This is a genomic window from Micromonospora sp. WMMD967, from assembly GCF_029626165.1.
GTDB lineage: Bacteria > Actinomycetota > Actinomycetes > Mycobacteriales > Micromonosporaceae > Micromonospora > Micromonospora taraxaci.
On the sequence record NZ_JARUBK010000001.1, the window covers coordinates 1819372 to 1837225 of the forward strand.

A 17854-nucleotide genomic window follows, 5' to 3' on the forward strand; every position below is an offset into this window, starting at 1 on the left:
GTACGGCTCGCTCAGGTCGTCCGCAACGGCAGTTCCGGTGCATGACGGGGCGGTTCGGGGTGGTGCGGCTCGGGGTGGGGTGGTTCACGGCGGGCCGGCCGCGCCACCGGTTGTGCCGCGAGCAGGCTGGCGTAGGCGCCGCCGGCCCGGCTGAGCAGCGCGTGCGTGCCATGCTCGGCGACCCGTCCCCGGTCCAGCACGATCACCCGGTCCTGTGGTTCCATCCGGGGCAGGCGGTGGGCGATGAGGACCAGGGTCTTGTCCCGGCAGTGCTCCCGCAGCGCCTCGGTGACGCGGTCGGCGGTGTGCTGGTCGAGAGCGCTGGTCGCCTCGTCGACGACGAGCATCCGGCAGTCGGCCAGCAGGGTCCGTGCGATGCCCAGGCGCTGCCGCTCCCCGCCGGAGAGTTGTAGCCCGTTCTCGCCGATCGAGGTGTCCCAGCCGTGCCGCGACCCGGTGATCAGCGAACCCAACCGGACCGTGTCGAGTACCCGGTCCAGCTCGGCCTGGGTGACGCCGTCCCGGGCGAACAGCAGGTTGTCCCGGATCGTGCCGTGCAACAGCGCGGTGTGCTGCGGGATCAGGGTGGCCGCCGCACGGGGGAGCGCGGAGCCACCGTCGACGCAGACGGTGCCGGTGCCCGGGGAGAGCAGGCCGGCCAGGACGAGTCCCAGGGTGCTCTTGCCCGAACCGGTGTGGCCGGTGACGACGGTCACCGAACCGGCGGGGAAGTCCAGGTCCACTCCGGCGAGGGCGGGGGTCGGTGACCCCGGGTAGCGGCAGGAGACAGCGCGCAGCCGCACCTCCGCCGGCCCGGCCGGTGTGCGGCGGGCCGGCGCGACATCCCGCTCCGGGGCGTCCATGTCGAGGTACTCCAAGACCCGCTCGAACATCACGACGGACGCCTGGACACCGCCGCTGAGCCGCAACAGGCTCTGGATCGGCTGGGACAGTCTGGTCTGAAGCATGACCAGGACCACCACGGCGCCGACCGACACCGTCGGGGTGAACGTGCCGTAGGCCCAGAAGATCAGCGGTGGCACACAGGCGAACGAGACCCCGATGACCGTGTACGCCGACATGCCCGCGATGCGCTGCCGGAACGTCACGTCCCGGATGTCCTCGGCGACCTCCACGAAGCGGTCGCGTTGGGTCCGGGTGCGACGCAGGGTGCGGCCGAGTAGCACCCCGGAAAGGGACAGGTCCTCCGAGACGTACCGCAGAACTGTTGTCAGCAGCCGCTGTCGCTGCCGGAACAGCAGGCGCCGCCGCCGGGCGAAGCGGTTGTTGAAGAGGCTGAGCAGCGCGGTCAGGGCCAGTGAGACGAGGGCCAGCGGCCAACTCAGGATGATCATGGCGATCCCGACCGCGACCAGTGAGGTGAGCGCAGACAGCGCCTGGTGGACCGTACTGGTGAGGAAGCGGTCGATGCCGTCGATGTCGCTGACCAGGCGGGCCTGGATCTGTGCCTGGCCCTGCTCGCTGTAGAACCGCAGCGGCTGCGCTCTGGCGCGGTCGTAGACGTCGACGCGCAGACGTGCCGCGACGCGCTGGCCGGTCCAGTTGGTAAGCGCGGTCTCGGCTACGCCGAGGAGGCTGCCGACCAGACCGAGGGCCATCATCAGGCCGCACAGCACCGCGAGCAGTGTGGTGTCGTGCCGGGGCAGGGCGTCGTCGATGATCCGCTGGAGCAGCAGCGGCGCCGTGGTGCTCATCCCGACCGTGATCAGGACCAGCAGCGCCGAGCCGACTGTGTGCCAGCGGTAGGGCCGGTAGCGCACGGCCACGCGGCGCAGCACGAGCCAGGTCGTGACCTCCACCTGCGCCCGCCCGGACAGCCGGGCCTCGTCGGTGGACCGACCGTCGGACGGATCGGCGGTGGAAGGATCGGCGGTGGACCGATGGGCGGTCGGCGGTGCCATCTCGTCAGCCGACCGCGGGGGCTGGGTGTCCGAGCGCGACGGTGAACAGATGCCGCGCCCCCGGCCGGAGCCCGGCCGCCTCCCGCCGCACCAGGTAGTGGCCGGCGCCGAACACCGCGCACTCCAGACCGTGGGTGCGCGCGGCCAGCCAGATGGCGTAGCCGAGCGCGCCGATCCGGACCAGCAGGCCTCCGGCGGCCTCCCGCCCCGTCCCCGCCGGTGAGCCGCAGACGAGTGCGAACACCGGCGCGTCGGCGTAGACGTCCGCCAGATCGTCGAGCCAGTCCGGAACGCCGAGCGGAAGAAGGTTGCCGGCGGGAGCCGGCGTGAACAGGCCCCGACCCGGGCCGTCGGCGCGGCGGACCGCCAGCAACAGCCGCAGGCCCGGGTCCGGGTGCCGGTCGATCGGCCACTGGTCACGCTGAGCCCGGGTCGCCCGGTGCAGCACCGCGCGCAACGTCGCCTCGGTCACCGGCGTCTCTGTGAACTCCCGCACCGACCTACGGCCTTCGAGGACCGCCGCAAGTGGTACGCCGTCGGTCACGGGCTCGGCCGCCCCGTCGTCCGGCGCGTACCTTTCGATGGCGCGGGGGAACGGGGCGCGATGGCGTACCAGGTTCGCCAGCGCCTCGGCCGGTACGTCCATGGGGATCAGTGGCATGTCTCACCTCGGTGTAGGCCGGCTACCACGGTCACGTACCGGCCGGTCGGTTGCAGGTCGAGCAGCTCGGCCAGGCTCTCGTCCCAGCGGGTCGCGAACTCCGTGCGGAGCCCGTGCGCGGTGGCGACGGCGGCGAGCTGGGTGACGGCGCAGCCCGCGTCCAGGTGGGTGAGCCGGTACGCGAAGTCCTGGTACTTTCCCGCCACCCGGTCGTGCGCGGCGGTGAACACCAGTGCGGCGTCGAGACGGTCGGCGGGAAGGTCGGTGCCGGCCAGCGCGTCGGCCAGCGGCACGGCGTCGGCGCGCAGGGCGATCAGCGCGTGGTCCAGGTCGTCGTAGCGGAAGATCGTTCCGGGTAGGTCGGCGACGCCGGTCTCGGTGACGAGGTGGAGTTCCACCGACCCAAGCTGCCCTCCGGACGGCACCCAGCGCTGCGACGGGTTGTCGGCCTCGCCCCGCCGTCGGCCCGCCACCCGGGCGAGCAGGTCGGCGACTAGCGCCTGGTGCAGGCTTCCGGGTGCGGCCCGGCGTACGCCGTCGCCGAACGTCCCCGGCAGCGGCAACCGTTCCGCCGGCAGCCCGCGCCGGGGGTGGGCGTGGTGGGCCGGACGCTCGTCCGCCAACTCCCGCCACTTCCGCCGGACGGCCCTCGACGGGGGCCCGGCCCGCAGGGCGGCGGGTACCACCCGCTCGGTCATCCAGAATCCGACGTCCACCAGGTCCGGCTCCGGCCCGTCGCCACCGGCGTCGTCGCACGGGCAGTCCGGGTACGGCACGACGACGTGCTGGCCGGTGTCCCAGGCGTCGAGGTCGATCCTGGTCAACGTCGTCGGAGCCCGCAGGGACGCACCGGAGACGATGCCCAGCACCTCGGCCGTGGCCAGCCCGGCGAGCGTCTCCCCGGCCGTGGCATCAGCGAGCCCGGCCGTCTTCCCGGCCGTGGCATCGGAGGTCGCCGCACCCGGCCAGCCCGCCTCGGCCCGGCCACGGCGCAGGCATCCGGGGCAGGCGGTGAGACCGGGGACGAAGCACGGCCCGATCTCGAGGTGGGTGCGATCGGCGGCAACCCGGAGCACGGGCACGGCGTGCGGCGCACACAGTCCGGCCGCCCGCTCGACCGCCGACGGGTCCCGGCTCTCCTCGACCACCACCACCAGGGACCGCTCGGCTCCGGAGAGGGCCTCGACACCGGTTTCGGTGAGTGGCCCGCAGGTGACCTCGCCCACGCCGCACTCGCGCAGGTCCGCGGCGACCGCCCTGGTCACCTCGGCCGGCCCGACGACGTGCACGGCGACCACCGCGAGCGCGTCGAGCAGGGCACCGGCGCCAGGATGGCCGCCGTTGCCGTCCAGGCTGCGTGAGTGGTAGTCGACGACGTGCTCGGGGGCCCCACCCCGGCGGGGTGGCGCGGCGGATTCCAGCAGTCCACGCTGGTCGAGCAGGGCCAGTGGTCGGTCCAGGCGCTCCGGCGGCAGGCCCAGTTCGGCGGCGATCTCCTGCCGGTCCCGGGAGCCGTCGAGGAGGGGAAGAAGTCGCGGCAGCAGCGTGCTGGCGGCTCGACCCCGGAACACGTGGCGCGGCCCCGAGCCCTGCACGACGAGGGACTCCTCGGTCGGCACCACCGCGAGACCACGGCACAGCCGTACCCGGACGTCATCGGACACCGGCGTCCTCCCTCTTCTTGAGGCGCAGCAGGGTGCGCAGATCGCGTTCGGGCAACGGCCGGCCGCAGCGGGGGCAGCCGTGGCAGGCGAGCACCGGGTCCTGCCGGACGGAGACCCCGCGCAGCGGTACGGAGATCACCCGACCGGCCGTCACGTCGGGGCGGCCCAGGACGCGGAGAGCCAACCCGGCCGCGGTCCGCGCGTGCTGCGGCAGGAAACCGGCCGGCCCGCAGGCCGGGTTCCGGTCGTAGGCGGCGTACAGGGCTGCGGACCCCGGCCAGTGCGGATCGTGTTGGGCCCGGCGTTCCTCGAAGCAGCCGTGACACGGCCCGGCTCCCGGCACCACCAGCGGTCCGATCCGCAGGTGCGAGGGCTCCAGCACGACCGGCAGCCAGGGGACACCGGTCGCGTGGGAGCGTTCGTCGATCCGGTCGCACAACGCGGGCGACGGGCGCCACAGGGCCACCACCAGCGCGCTCGGCGTACCGGCGAACGCGGTCTCCGGGGCGTCGTCGGGCGGGACCTGCGTGCCGTACGTCATCCGGGCCAGTAGCCCGGTGACCCGGCGGCCGAACGGACCGATGCCGAGCAGGGCCGTCTGATCCGGGACGATCGCGGCGGGGGTGGTTAGGCGAACGGCTGTGGCCATGGATTCAGCTCCTCTTCGGGCAGCACCCGGTAACCCATCCGGGCAGGTGCCTCGGACAGCCGTGGATGTGCGGTGAACTGGGCCAGCGGGTGGAGGCTCAGCGGCTGGAGGTCGGGAATGACGACGTGCACCGCGGTCAGCCCCACGTCAGCCAGTTCCCGCGTGGTCCGGTCGACCACGACGGGCCGGGCTCCGGCGGCGGCCAGCCGCTCGACCAGCGCCGCGAGGGCCAGGTCCGGATCGGCCGGCAGTTCCGGGAGTCGGGGTGACGGCGGCGCGACGGCATCGGTCAGCAGGAAGTCGAATGCATCCGCCCGCTCCGGTGCCCCCATGAACCGGGCACCGTCGTGCACCGCCGCGGACCCCACGGGACCGCCCGGCGGGCTGGTGCCCTCGCTCAGCAGTCCGGTCAGGGCGACCGCCTCCTCCAGAGCCTTGGCCGCCGCTCCCGACAGGGTCCGACCGGTGCTCGCCGCCGTCCAGTTCCGCAGTCGCGGGTCGTGCACGGCGCTCAACAGGCAGTAGACGGTCGGGACACCGAGGTCGGTCGTCGCGTCGAGCAGGCGTACGTCGACGAAACGGCGCCGGCAGCAGTCGACGAGGTGGCGCGTCGACTCGGCCAACTCGCCCGGCGCAACTGTGGCCAGGGACAGCCGTTGCAGCCAGAGGATGGCGACGGCGTCCCGTTCGATCACCTCCAGAGCGCCGCGGACGACCGCCTCCACCGGATCGGTGTGCACCGCGTGGCCGGTGGAGAGCCGGTGTACGAAGCGTTCCGCGTCGTCGACCGGGGCCAGGTCCCGGCAGGCCATCACCGCCGGTACCCGGACCGGCGCGGCACTGCACAGGTCGAGTCCGGTGACCCACCTGATCGGCGCGGCCGGGTCGAACGGGCGGACCGGGCAGCCGGGGGTGGCCAGTTCCCGTGCCGAGCAGCGCGGATAGCGGAAGGGTTCGAGACACTCACCGGCCAGCTCGTCGGCGGTCGCCCGCAGAATCTCCCGGCGGTGCGGGGGCAGCGCCATCGCGTACCGCTCGGCACCCTCGGCGATGGCGACGAACCGGGCCAGTCGCGGGTCGGCCCAGCTCCGCCCACCACCGCCCAGCCGACCGGTACGGCGACGGGTGTTCGCCGGACCCGGCGTGCCCACCTCGGCCCCGCACGAGTAGAGCCGGTCGCAGATCCGTGACGGACGTGCGTCGGAGACGGCCGACACCACGCCGTAGGGGGACACCAACTCGTCGAGAGACTCCGGATTCACCATGCCTCCCCGGGCCCGCCCGCCGTGCTCGCGGCACGACGGGCGGGCGGTCGTACTCCGTCGAACTACCCGCGCCGGTGGCTCAGGCGCACATCGGGTAGTTGCACTGGACGTTCGAGCTCTGCGTCACGCCGCACATCGGCACCTCGCCGAACGTGCCGTACTCCTCGTAGTCCTCGACGTCGAGGTCGAGGTCCGTGGTGCTGTCTTCAGCCGCCATCTCGTTCTCCTTCCGGTGAAATCGGGCGTGGACCACCCTGTCGGTACCGTCCGTCGCCGGGCGGTCGGCGACCGGTCGTCCGGCGACCGGTCGCGGACCGGAGGCACTGCCAGGCTGTGGGCCCGACGAACGCGAGTGGGCGGGGCCGGAGAGGGGACTGGACGTGCGTCACCGGGATCGACCGAGGGACCTGACATCGCTCGACGGCCTGGTCTCGCCCTACGGGCTGGTCTCCCGGGTCGGAGCGCTGGCCACCCCGGGCCTGCCCGCCGACTTCTGCTACTGGAAGTCGGAGGCGGGTGCACCCGGTCCGGTCCGCCGGCTCGGTCACCAGGAGAATCTCGTCGGCTCCGGCCAGGCGTGGGACGATCCGGGTCTCGCGCGGTTCGTCGCCATCGCCGAGGTCGCCGAACGGTACGCGGGTCGCGACGTCCTCGCCGAGGAACGGATCTGGGCGACCGCCGAGGAACTGGGCGACGAGTGCCTGGAACCGGAGCGGTACCCGCGGTGCGCGGAAGCCGAGTACGCGCATCCGGACTGCCCGATCGTCCCCTTCGATCCCCAGGCGGCGATCCGCTGGACGTCCGGGCTCGACCTGGTCACCGGCGAGCCGGTGTGGGTACCGGCCGTGCTGGCCTGTTACGGACTCACCGAGACCGTGACGGCGGAGCACTTCAGCTGTCGGATGTCGACGGGCTTCGCGGTCCACACCGACGCGGTGGAAGCCGTCGTCCGGGGGCTTTTCGAGGTCGTCGAGCGGGACGCCAACGCTGTCGTCTGGCTCCAGCGGCTCGCTCTACCGCCGGTGGATCCCGACTGCCTTGACGAACGGCTGCGCCGACTGGTCGGGTGGTGCCGTGAGCGGTTCAAGGAGGTCCACCTCTTCGACGCCACCTCCGACCTGGGCGTGCCGACGGTCTACTGCGTGGTCGCCGCCGAGTACGACCCGCGGGCGCACCGGGTGGTCGGCGCCAGCTCCGCCCGGGATCTGACCGGGGCCGCGCACAAGGCACTCCTGGAGGCGCTGGGCGTCCCGCAGTTCATCCACTTCGTGGATCCGACGGCGGAGCCGGTGACGCGGGCGCGGCTGCGGGCCGTGGGAGACACCACCCGTTACATGGGCCGGACGGAACACGCCCACGCGTTCGACTTCCTCCTGGACGGTGCGGATCGCCGCACGTCCACGGCTCGGCCGTCCCTGCCCGCCGACCCGTCCGAGGCGCTGACCGAGGTCGTCGGCCGGCTCGCCGGGGCCGGGATGCGGCCGGTCGTCGTCGACCGCACCACCCGGGAACTGGCCGACGTCGGGCTCACCGCGGTGAACGTCGTCGTCCCCGACCTCCAGCCGATGAGCGTCGAGCACCTGATCCAGTTCACCGCACATCCGAGGCTGTACGAGGCACCGGCTCGGATGGGCTATCGTGTCCTGCCCCCGGCGAAACTGAACCCGTGGCCGCAACCGATGGCCTAGCTGGCCGGGCCGCAGCCGATGGCCCAGTCTGCCCGGCCGGGCGGTTTCCGAACGACGGCTCCCTCGGATACCGCGACGAAGTGCTACAAAGCGGCGGGTCAGGGCGCGGCTCGGGAGAACCCCGGGTTGCGCCGGAGCAGTCGCTGGTGCGTCTGCCGCAGGGCCGGTCCCGGCTCGTCGCCGAGCTGCTCCACGAGTCGGGCACGGATGCCGGCATAGCGTTCCAGCGCCTCGGCCTGGTGACCGCACCGGTGCAGCGCCTCCATCAGCAATCCCGTGATCGCCTCGTCCAGCGGATGCTCCTCGGCCAGATGTACCAGGTCCGGCACCAGTTCCGCGTGCCGCCCCGCCGCCAGCCAGGCGGCAGCTGCGGCCGTCCGGGCCGACAATTGCTCCCGACACAGTGCCGCGCGTGCCCCGTCCGCCCACGGGGAGTCCACGTCGGCCAGGGGCGCCCCGGCGGGCAACCGCAGGGCGCGGTCGTAGAGGCAGGCGGCGGCGTTGTCGTCGACGGCCAGCCGCGCCTGCCGGACCAGCTGTCGGAACCGGTGCAGGTCGATCCGCTCGGGATCCACGTCCAGCAGGTAGCCGCCCCGCAACCGCACCAGTTCGCGCTCGGCTCCAGCGGCCTCCGCGAGGGTACGCCGCAGCCGCTTGGCGCAGGTGTAGAGCGCGTCTCTCGGGTCGACGGGCATCTCCTCGCCCCAGATCCGCGAGATCAGCCGCTCGTCGGGCACGAACTCGCGCGGCTGCCAGGCCACGGAGGCGAGCAGGCTCCGGACCCGACCAGAGGACGGACGGACCTGCCTGCCCCCGCTGACAATTGCCACCGCGCCCAACAGCTGGAACTCCACCTCTGCTCCTCGCGACGAGATGCGAACATGCCAGGCCACAACGTCGCACCCGGCCGCATGATCTCCGCTCCGATCGCGCATGGCGCCGTCGGCAGTCCTCGACAGGACGCCCGATTCTCGTGTCAGCCGAGCAGCGCGGCGGTCTCCGCCTGACGTGGAATGTCGAGTTCGACGAAGTGTCGGTGCGCCCGGACCCACACCGAGCGGGAGGCCCGCTCGGCACCGGTGAGTCGGTACGCCCGCCCGAGCGGGACCAGCGCGTTGGCGTACCCGAGCGACTGCCCGGTCCGCCGGAAGACCCGCAGGGCGTGTCGGCACGCGGCGACGGCCGCGGGTCCCTCGCCCAGTGCCACGAGAGTGGCCCCCAGGGTCGCGTACGCCTTGCCCAACACCAACGGGCTGCCCTGAGCGGCGAGGCCGAGCGCCTCGGTCGCGTGTTCGCGCGCCTGGCCCGGCTGACCGCCGGCCAGAGTCACCCGGGCCAGCCCGACCAGCGACTCGACCCGGCCGGCGTGGTGGCCGGTGCGGTCGGTGATGGTGACGGCCGCCGCCAGCCGCCCCAGCGCGGCCTCGATCCGGCCCTCTCCCGTCGCCGACTCCGCAAGTCCGATCAGCGCATCGACCTGGCAGTTGAGGTTCTCCGCCTGGCAGGCGCCGCGTAGCGCCGCGCGGTGTGCGTCGGCCGCCAGCGACCAGCGGCCCGCGTCGTTGTGCACCCGACCGACAGCCTCGAAGCTGATCGCCTCGCCGTAGGGCAGACCGGCGCCCCGGGCGACCGCCAGGGAGCGCTCCAGCCAGTGCAACGCCGCCGCCAGGTGTCCCCGTTCCTGCCGGACGAGCCCGAGGTTCACCAGGACGATCGACTGCATGTTCAGGTCTCCGATCCGTTCGGCCAACGGAAGGGAGGCGGTGAGGCATCGCTGGGCCGGGCCGAGTCGGCCGAGGGCGAGATGGGCCGAGGCGAGGTTGTTCAGCCCCGACGACTCACCGCGTGCGTTGTCCAACGAATTGTCGATCCGGATCGACCGGCGATACCGGGCCAGAGCCTGCCGTGGCCTGCCCAGCTGCTTCAGGGTGACGCCGATGCCGCGCAGCGCGTCCGCCTCGCCGCGCCGCCAGTTGGCCCGCCGGGCGAGCGCCAGGGCCCGTTCGTACTCCGCCCGGCCCGCGACCAGCCTCGTCATCCGCCAGTTGGCGTGGCCGAGCGACAGTCTCATCGCGGCCTGGCCGCCCAGGTCGCCGGCGCGTTGGGCCGCCGCCAACCCGATGGTCGCCATCCGCACCGACTCGGCCAGGGGCCGGAAGTGGTGGAGATAGTCCTGAAGGGCGATCACCAACAGGCAGGCCATCGGCCTGGAGTCGAGGTCGGCCGAGAGGTGTACCGCGGCAGTGATCTCCTCCCACGTCTCGTCGAGCCAGGCCAGCGCGTGGGACCTGTCCCGGAAGGACTCCGGCGTGACGTGGGGCGGGACCGTGTCCGGCGGGGACGAGATCAGATAGAAGCCGCCCGCTCGTGCCGTTTCCACAGCCGAGTAGAGGTAGTACGCCATCAGTCGCCGTACGGCCTGTCGCCGCTCGGTCGGGGAGTCCTCCTCGGCAACCCGCTCCGCGGCGTACTCGAGCAGCAGGTCGTGGGCGGCGAACCGGTTGACGCCGACCTCGGTCACCAGGTGCACCCGGGCGACGCTGTCCAACAACTCCTCCGCCTCGCCGCAGTCCACCCCGGCCAGCGCCGCCGCCGAGGCGCTGGCCAGACCGCCGCTCCGAGCCAGCGACATCAGCCGGAACATCCGGCGGGCCGGCGCGGGCAACGCCTGGTAGGAGAGGTCCAGTGTGGAGCGCACCGCCGTGTGTTCGTCGCCGTCGACCCGGAGCCGACCCAGCCTGCCCCGGTCGGCCAGCTCCGCGACGTAGTCGCCGACCGTGTGGCAGCGCTGCTCGGCCAGTCGCGCCCCGGCGATCGAGAGGGCCAACGGCATGTGGCCACACTGCGCCGCCAGCCGCGCCGCGGCCTCCGGCTCCGCCCGCAGTCGTTCGGTACCGGCCCCGTGTGCGAGCACTGCCTGCGCCTCCTGCGGCTCGAGCGCCGCCACGACGAGCCGGCTCGCTCCCTCTCGCGCCACCAGGCCGCCGAGACGGTCCCGGCTGGTCACCACGACCAGGCAGCCGGCACCGCCGGGCAGGATCGGCCGGACCTGGTCCGCGGTCGCGACGTTGTCGAGCACCAACAGGACGCGTCGGTCCGCGAGCAGTGACCGGTAGAGCGCCACCTGGGCCTGAAGGTCCGCCGGGATGTCCCGGGGGGCCTGCCCGAGGGCCTGGAGCAGCAGCGGCAGTGCCTCGTTGGGGGACATCCGCTGCCCCGGGTCGAAGCCGCGCATGCCGAGGAACAGTTGGCCGTCGGGGAAGTCGTCGGCGGCCCGGTGGGCCCAGCGCACCGCCAGGGCGGTCTTCCCCATGCCGGCGGGACCGACCACCAGCACGATCCGCTCCGCCCCCGAGGCCAACCAGTCGAGCTGCTTCAGCTCCGCCTCCCGGCCGACGAACCGTCCGATGTCGGCGGGCAACTGCCGAGGAATCCGCGCCGATTCCGGCGGGAACGGACCGGCCGGCTCCAACGTGCCCGCCAGTACGCGTTGGTGCAGACTCCGCAACTCCTCGCTGGGCTCCAACCCGAGCTCCGCAATCAGGCGGGTGCGGAAGTCGCGGTACACCTTCAACGCCTCGGCCGCCCGGCCACCCGAATGCAGTGCGAGCATCAGCAGCCGTTGGGATCTCTCCCGTAGCGGGTCCTCCGCGACCAGCCGGGTCAGCTCGGCCACGGCCTCGTGCAGCCGACCCAGTGCCAGCATGGCCTCGGCGCGTCCCTCCAGGGCCGCCGTCCGGTGTTCCGTGAGCCGTACCGCCTCGGCCTCGACATGCGGCCCTCGTAGTCCGGCCAGCGGCGCACCCCGCCACAGGGTCAACGCCGCGTCGTAGTCGGCGACGGCCTCCGCCGGACGACCCTCGAACGCCGCCCGGCGCGCCGACTCCACCCGTTCGACGAACAACGCCGCGTCCAACTCCCCGTCACCCACCCGCAACAGGTAACCCGGGCTTCTGGTCTCGACCAACGTCGCACCCTGCGGCCCACAGGCCCGACGAAGCTCCGCCACCAGGGCTCGCACCCTGGCGGCGGCGGAGACGGGCGGATCATCTCCCCAAATCCGGTCGGTGATCCGTTGTACGGACACGACGTGATTGGCCTCCAGGATCAGTACGCCGAGCAACGCCTGCTGCCTGCCGGTCAACTCGACCGGCCGTCCCGCCACGGTCAGCCCGACCGGGCCCAGCAGACTGACCTGCGTACCGCTCACCACCATGGAAGTGGACCGTAGATCAGAAACCGCCCATCGCGCGAACGGACCGGATGGCGACTCAGAGGGCCGCCGCCGCGGTATCCGGCGACCGTGCGCCTGGCGGCCGGGCTGTGCCGGCCGCCAGGCGTCGACGGGTCAGGATCGGGTGAGCTTCACCATCGTGGTGTCGCTCACCCTGACGTACTCGTCGTACTCCGTGTCGTAGCCGCTGGCCTCGGTGACGGCCTCGGCCAGGCCCTTGGCGAACCGGGTGGTGCCGCCCGGGACGGCTTGGGCCGTCCAGGGGGTCGGGCTGCCGGGGGTGCAGGTGACGTCGGTGGAGAAGCTGCCGCGAACGATCACCTTCTTGACGACCTGGGTGACCATGCCGTCCATCGTCACGGAGGCGGGCACGTTGCAGGTCACCGTGCCGTGCAGGACCGCGTTGCCGTTCACCCGGTGGGCGATGCCATCGGTCGCCACGGCGAGTTCGAGCTCCAGCTGCTGGGGCGGCGGCGGGTTGGCGATGTGCACCTCGCCGCGGGCGGCTGCCGTCCCGCTTTCACAGTGCTGCTCGAAGGTGGCGTCGAAGGTCTGCGCGTAGCCGTTGGGGCCGAACACCGCGTTGATGACCGTGAAGGTGCCGGTGAGCTCGTTGCAGCCGCGCCCGTTGCCGGACAGGTCGAGGCCGGGGCCGGCCCCGTTGAACGGGTAACGGGTCGCTGCCTCGTAGGTGCCCGGAGCCAGCGCCGCGCTGCCGGGCGCGTCGAAGTTCACGGACCACCAGTCGCCGTTGTAGCCGCTGATGCTGACCGACACGCGGCTGTTGTCGACCGAGCCGTTCGTCGTGAGTTGGTCGCCGCCGTCGGTGGAGTACGAGTAGGAGTCACCGCCGGTGATGTAGTCGCCGGGATCGTCGCTGAAGGAGACCGAACCGGACTCGACGATCTGCGCGTGCGCGGGTGCCGCCAGGGCCAACCCACCCGCCACACCGACGATCGACAAAGCGGCTGCGAGCGCGCCTTACGTAAGGATCCTTGCATCCCCGTTGCTCTCTGAGAAACGAGACAGCGCGGGCGGCTGCCCGATGATTGCTGTCGGTCAATTAGTGCACGTATGGACGCTTGATTGGCCGGAGCGACAAATCGTCCAAAGTGGAGCGTGCCGCCTTGGTCGATCAGTAGTGGTCGTCGATCGGGCGGCGTGCCTCGTCGAACAGCGCCGGCCCTTCGTAACGCACCGGAGGCAGTGCCGGGGTGGCCGGCTTGACCTCCTCGAACTGCTCGGAGGACAGGGCGTACACGACCCGGCCGAGGCCGGAGCGGTCGATCGCGGTCGCGCACATCGGGCAGGGCTGGCAGCTGGTGTACATGGTCGTGCCGGCGGCCACGTCCGGGGCGAGTTCCCGGGCGGCCCACCGGGCCAGCTTCAGTTCCGGGTGGGCGGTGATGTCCGAGTCGGAGACCACGGTGTTGTGGTCCTCGATCAGAACGGTGCCGTCGGCGGCGGCGAGCAACGAGCCGAACGGCCGTTCGCCGGATGCGCCGGCCTCGCCGGCGATCTGCACGGCACGGCGGAGAAGTCGTTCGTCGTCGGGCGTCATCGGTCCTCCTGGTTCTTCGCGTACGCGGCCACGGCCGCGAGAGTTCGCCAGGCACGTTCGGGCTGGCGGATCTCGCTCAGGTCGTCGTTGAAGGGGTCGAGCACCACCGTCTCCGCGCCGAGCAGGCGGATCCGGTCGAGGTCGGCGGTGATCTGCTCGATGGTGCCGACGCCGGCGAGCCGGCCCGGGTCGGTGACCGGTTCGCGGGTCTCCTGAAGGGCGATGCGCGGCATCAACGCGGGCTTGGGAAGGCCCAGGTCGGCGGCGACGACGTCGAGGCGTCCGGCCGCGTCCGTCAACTTGTCGGGCGTGAGTCGTAGCGGATGCCAGGCGTCTCCCAGTCGTACGGCGCGACGCATGCCGGCGTCGCTGTTGCCGCCGACCCAGAGAGGGATGGGTTCCGTGTCGTAGTCGTCGGTGTTGCGCCAGGCGTCGCGCATGGCTTGTAGGTACTCGTCGGTGAGGGCGCCGCGCCGTTGGTACGGAATTCCAAGCGCCTCGAACTCCTGCCGGGCCCAGCCGACGCCGACGCCGAGGACGAGCCGGCCCCCGCTGAGGCGGTTGAGGTTCGCCGCCATCCGGGCGGTGAGCAGCGGATGCCGGTAGGGGACGATGAGCACTGTCGTGCCGAGCCGGACCCGGTGGGTCACCCCTGCCAACCAGGACAGCGTGGTGAACGGCTCGTAGAACGGTGCTGGATACTGCTCGGCCACGTCCGGGGTCACCGCGATGTGGTCGGAGACCATCAGCAGGTCGAAGCCGAGACCCTCGACTGTCTGGGCCCACTGCCGAAGCACCTGGGGATCGGTGCCGGGGGCGAAGTTGGGTACGTTCACGCCAATCTGCACGGGATCGAGGCTAGTCAGTGTCGATCATCTTGGGAACCGGTACGGCTGCCGGCGATCACCGTGCGCGGAGCGGATCGGCGGTCACGGCCGCAACCGTAGCGAGGAGCGCCGCAACCGTGGCGAGGAGCATCGCCCCCGGAGGGGCTAGCATCCGGGTCTCGACGTGAGGAGCGCACATGGATTCCACCGCGCAGACCCGGTTCGGCCTCGTCGGCAGTGGCTGGCGGGGTGAGTTCTTCCTCCGTCTGGCACGACTCCTGCCGCAGCGGCTGCGGGCGACCGGGGTGGTGACGCGTACCGAATCACGTGGTGCCGAGGTCGCTGCCGCCTGGGACGTGCCGACCTTTCGCACCACGGCCGAGCTGCTCGCCCACGAGCGACCGGACGTCGTCATCGTGTCGGTGCCGTGGCCGGTGACCCCCGACGTGACCCGGGAGCTGGTCGCTGCCGGCGTACCCGTGCTCGCCGAGACGCCGCCCGCGCCGGACCTGGCGGGGTTGCGCGCGCTCTGGGCCGACGTCGGCGGCAGTGGTCTGGTGCAGGTCGCCGAGCAGTATCTGCTGATGCCCGGGCACGCGGCCCGTCTGGCGCTGGTCCGCGCCGGGGTTCTCGGCGAGCCGACCTCGGTGCAGATCTCCTCGACGCACCTCTACCACGCGGTCTCGCTGATCCGTGGCCTGCTCGGGGTCGGGTTCGATGCCGCCGAGGTCAGTGCGCGTGCCTTCACCGCGCCGCTGGCCGACCCGTTGTCACCGGCCGGCTGGAGTGGTGACGACACTCCGCGGCAGCTCTCCACCACGCTGGCGACCGTCGACTTCGGTGGGCGGATGGGTCTGTACGACTTCACCGACAACCAGTGGTGGAATCCGCTGCGCGGACGCCGGCTGGTGGTGCGGGGGTCGCGCGGTGAGCTGGTGGACGACCGGGTCGTCCGGCTGGTCGACCCGACCACGCCCGTCGAGTCGTCGCTGGTGCGTCGGCAGACCGGCCTCGACCTCAACCTGGAGGGGCTCGACCTGAAGCACATCAGCTTCGACGGCGACGTGGTCTATCGCAACCCGTTCGTCGGCAGTGGAATGTCCGACGACGACATCGCGGTCGCCGATCTCCTCGTCCGGACCGGTGCCTGGGCGCGACAGGAGGGCCCGGCACCGTATCCGCTCGCCGAGGCCTGCCAGGACCACCTGATCAGCCTTGCCATCGGAGAGTCCGTCCGCACCGGCCGGGCGGTCACCACCACCGCCGAGGCCTGGGCGCTGTAGTCTCGCCTCTGTTCCTGCCCCGACACACCGCAACCGCGAGGTCGGCTCGCCGGTGGTTCCCGTATCGACCGACGCCCGGAGCACCCGGGCCGACACGGGGAGCACTGATGATTCGAAGCACTCGACGCAGGATGATCGCCGGCGCCGCCGCCACCGCCCTGCTGGTCACCTCTCTCGGGATGGCTGTCTGCGGCCCGGCGAGCGCCGCGCCCGGCGCTGCGGCGGCGCGTACCTGCAAGATCAGTACGCTGCCGTACCCGACCGGCACCTACCGCGCCGACGCGAACGTCATCGACCCGACGGGTCGTTACGTCGCCGGCACGGCTCTGCGGGTCGGCGAGGTCGACAACCAGTACCTGCTGTTGTTCTGGGACGGGCAGCAGGTCACCGAGGTCGAGGTGCCGGGAATGGCCGACCCGGTCGACGTCAACGCCGACGGTGTGGTGATCGGCAACGGTTCGGCGCCGGGCACCGGCATCGGGCAGCCGTGGGTCTACCGCGACGGCAGGATCGAGCAGCTGCCGGTGCTGCCGTCCAGCGGCATCTTCGTCAGCGCCATCAACGACGCGGGCGACATCGTCGGCTACGGCTCGGACATCGTGCCCGGGGAGTCCGTCGCCCTGCGGTGGCCGGCCGCCCGTCCGGGCACTGTCGAGGTGCTCAAGGCCCCGGCCAACGCCCTGGCGAGCGGGATCACCGACAACGGGACCATCGTCGGTAGCGCCGGGCCCTTCGGAGACTGGAACAGCTGGGTCCGCCGGCCGAACGGCCGGATCGACGCGCTCACGTTCCCCGGTGCCGAATGGAGCACGGCCAGCGCGGCGGCGGGCCGCTGGGCGATCGGCCTGGCCTGGCTCGACGGCAACAGCGCGAAGGTTCGGTGGGACCTCCGCAACGGCTCGCACACTCTGCTCGACCAGGAGATTCCCGCACTGGCGGACGTCAACGCCAAGGGGGTCGTGGTCGGTGGTGACCGCGTCGGCCGGGGGTCCACCTCCCGGGTCCTGCCCGGCGGCGGCGAGGGGGTGGCCGTCGGTGCGCGGTCCATCTCCGACACGGGGACCATCGTCGGGTTCCGCAACGTTCTCGCCGACCGGGTGAGCCCGGTTCGCTGGACGGGCTGCTGACACTCCGACAGGCGCAACGGTGTGGGGCCGGCCCGTCTGGGTCGGCCCCACACCGCGTCAACGGATCACGGCTTCCAGGAGCCCGCGGTCTCGAACATCGGCTGGTACTCCAGCACTCCCGAGGTGTCGTGGACGTCGAAGACCACGCTGCCGGTGCGCCTGGTGCCGGCGGTCAGCTCCTCGGCGGACGGCATCGGCTTGCCGCAGCCGGAAAAGGCCCCGGCGATCGCGTTGGCCTGGCTGCCGTCGGCGGCGACCCAGTTGAAGAAGAGAGGGTTCGCCGAGGCGGTGCCCTTCGTCACGGTGAGCGTCACGTCGGCGATCACGTACATGCCCTCGTCGGGCTTGAGACCGTAGGCCTTGCAGGGCTTGGTGGCGGTGCTGAACTTCGTGACGGTGATCTCGATGGTGCCCTCGTCGCCGTCGACGACCAGGGTGTCGCCGGGCGACATGTTGCGGGTGCCGTCGGCCGGAGGCGCCGACGAGGGCGTCTTCGCCGGCGGCTGGGCCACCCCTCGGCTGACCCCGGGGGCGGGGCCCGCATCGGTCACGCTGGTGGCGGCCCGATTGGCGCCGATGACGACGGCCACGATGCCGCCGGCGCAGGCGAGCAGGGTGAGTACCGCCGCGCTGACCGCGACGACCACTACCGTCTTCTTCGACCCCTGCGCCGGCATCGGCGGTGGGACGGCGAGGGGATAGCCGGAGCCACCGACCACCGGGTGACCTCCGCCGGTCGCCGGGTACGCGGGACCCGAGAACGGCGGCTGCGACGCGCTCCCCGCTGCCGACCACGGGCTGGGCGGCAGCGGTGTCTGCGGGACCGCCGGGCCCCCGGCCGGCTGCGGCGGTGTCGTCGAGGACGGCTGCGTCGGCGATTCCTGGTTCGGCTGGTGGAGGTCCTGCGGCCCGGCGGAGGGCTGGGGGTGGGTCACCGTGCTCCTTGACGCCTCGGTACGTGTGGTTCGGGGAA

Annotated in this window: 15 protein-coding genes; 3 read left to right on the top strand and 12 right to left on the bottom strand. The window is 72.3% G+C overall.

From position 1 onward, the window contains the following. Positions 1-11: 11 nt before the first annotated feature. The 6 genes from O7631_RS08680 to O7631_RS08705 form a co-directional block, all read right to left on the bottom strand. Positions 12-1922, bottom strand: coding sequence for an ABC transporter ATP-binding protein (locus tag O7631_RS08680; RefSeq protein ID WP_278143795.1), 1911 nt, complete (start codon positions 1920-1922; stop codon positions 12-14). 4 nt (positions 1923-1926) lie between these two features. After that, complete coding sequence (locus O7631_RS08685) at positions 1927-2583, bottom strand: hypothetical protein (protein ID WP_278143796.1); 657 nt, start codon at positions 2581-2583, stop codon at positions 1927-1929. Beyond that, entirely contained in the window at positions 2574-4247 is a 1674-nt protein-coding gene (locus O7631_RS08690; protein ID WP_278143797.1) for a TOMM precursor leader peptide-binding protein, read from the bottom strand. The genes O7631_RS08685 and O7631_RS08690 overlap by 10 nt, the downstream gene beginning before the upstream one ends. Next, complete coding sequence (locus O7631_RS08695) at positions 4237-4896, bottom strand: TOMM precursor leader peptide-binding protein (protein ID WP_278143798.1); 660 nt, start codon at positions 4894-4896, stop codon at positions 4237-4239. The genes O7631_RS08690 and O7631_RS08695 overlap by 11 nt, the downstream gene beginning before the upstream one ends. After that, positions 4875-6158, bottom strand: coding sequence for a YcaO-like family protein (locus O7631_RS08700; RefSeq protein ID WP_278143799.1), 1284 nt, complete (start codon positions 6156-6158; stop codon positions 4875-4877). The genes O7631_RS08695 and O7631_RS08700 overlap by 22 nt, the downstream gene beginning before the upstream one ends. A gap of 82 nt (positions 6159-6240) precedes the next feature. After that, entirely contained in the window at positions 6241-6378 is a 138-nt protein-coding gene (locus tag O7631_RS08705; RefSeq protein WP_157742405.1) for a hypothetical protein, read from the bottom strand. Positions 6379-6541: 163 nt separating this feature from the next. Here O7631_RS08705 and O7631_RS08710 point away from each other — a divergent pair, with 163 nt between their 5' ends. Next, positions 6542-7849 (top strand): YcaO-like family protein, encoded by a 1308-nt coding sequence (locus tag O7631_RS08710; RefSeq protein WP_278143800.1) that lies wholly within the window; start codon positions 6542-6544, stop codon positions 7847-7849. 98 nt (positions 7850-7947) lie between these two features. On the opposite strand, the gene O7631_RS08715 is transcribed toward O7631_RS08710, so the two are convergent. From O7631_RS08715 to O7631_RS08735, 5 genes are all read right to left on the bottom strand, one after another. Continuing rightward, entirely contained in the window at positions 7948-8703 is a 756-nt protein-coding gene (locus O7631_RS08715; RefSeq protein ID WP_278143801.1) for an AfsR/SARP family transcriptional regulator, read from the bottom strand. Positions 8704-8825: 122 nt separating this feature from the next. Beyond that, a complete protein-coding gene (locus O7631_RS08720) occupies positions 8826-12065 on the bottom strand; it encodes a BTAD domain-containing putative transcriptional regulator (RefSeq protein WP_278143802.1) in 3240 nt (1079 codons plus the stop codon). 132 nt (positions 12066-12197) lie between these two features. After that, positions 12198-13046 carry a hypothetical protein gene (locus O7631_RS08725; RefSeq protein WP_278143803.1) on the bottom strand — a complete coding sequence of 283 codons (849 nt, stop codon included), beginning with the start codon at positions 13044-13046 and terminating at the stop codon, positions 12198-12200. 172 nt (positions 13047-13218) lie between these two features. Next, positions 13219-13644 (bottom strand): nucleoside deaminase, encoded by a 426-nt coding sequence (locus O7631_RS08730; RefSeq protein ID WP_278143804.1) that lies wholly within the window; start codon positions 13642-13644, stop codon positions 13219-13221. Next, positions 13641-14492, bottom strand: a complete 852-nt coding sequence (locus O7631_RS08735; protein ID WP_278143805.1) for an LLM class flavin-dependent oxidoreductase — start codon at positions 14490-14492, stop codon at positions 13641-13643. Before O7631_RS08735 ends, O7631_RS08730 begins: the two co-directional genes overlap by 4 nt. Positions 14493-14668: 176 nt before the next feature. On the opposite strand from O7631_RS08735, the gene O7631_RS08740 reads away from it, so the two are divergent. Together O7631_RS08740 and O7631_RS08745 are read left to right on the top strand one after the other, a co-directional pair. Then, the gene (locus O7631_RS08740) at positions 14669-15754 is read left to right on the top strand and encodes a Gfo/Idh/MocA family oxidoreductase (protein ID WP_278143806.1); all 1086 of its coding nucleotides are present in this window, start codon (positions 14669-14671) and stop codon (positions 15752-15754) included. Between the two features lie 107 nt (positions 15755-15861). Beyond that, entirely contained in the window at positions 15862-16881 is a 1020-nt protein-coding gene (locus tag O7631_RS08745) for a hypothetical protein (RefSeq protein ID WP_278143807.1), read from the top strand. Positions 16882-16946: 65 nt separating this feature from the next. On the opposite strand, the gene O7631_RS08750 is transcribed toward O7631_RS08745, so the two are convergent. Further along, entirely contained in the window at positions 16947-17816 is an 870-nt protein-coding gene (locus tag O7631_RS08750) for a hypothetical protein (RefSeq protein WP_278143808.1), read from the bottom strand. Positions 17817-17854 lie beyond the last annotated feature (38 nt).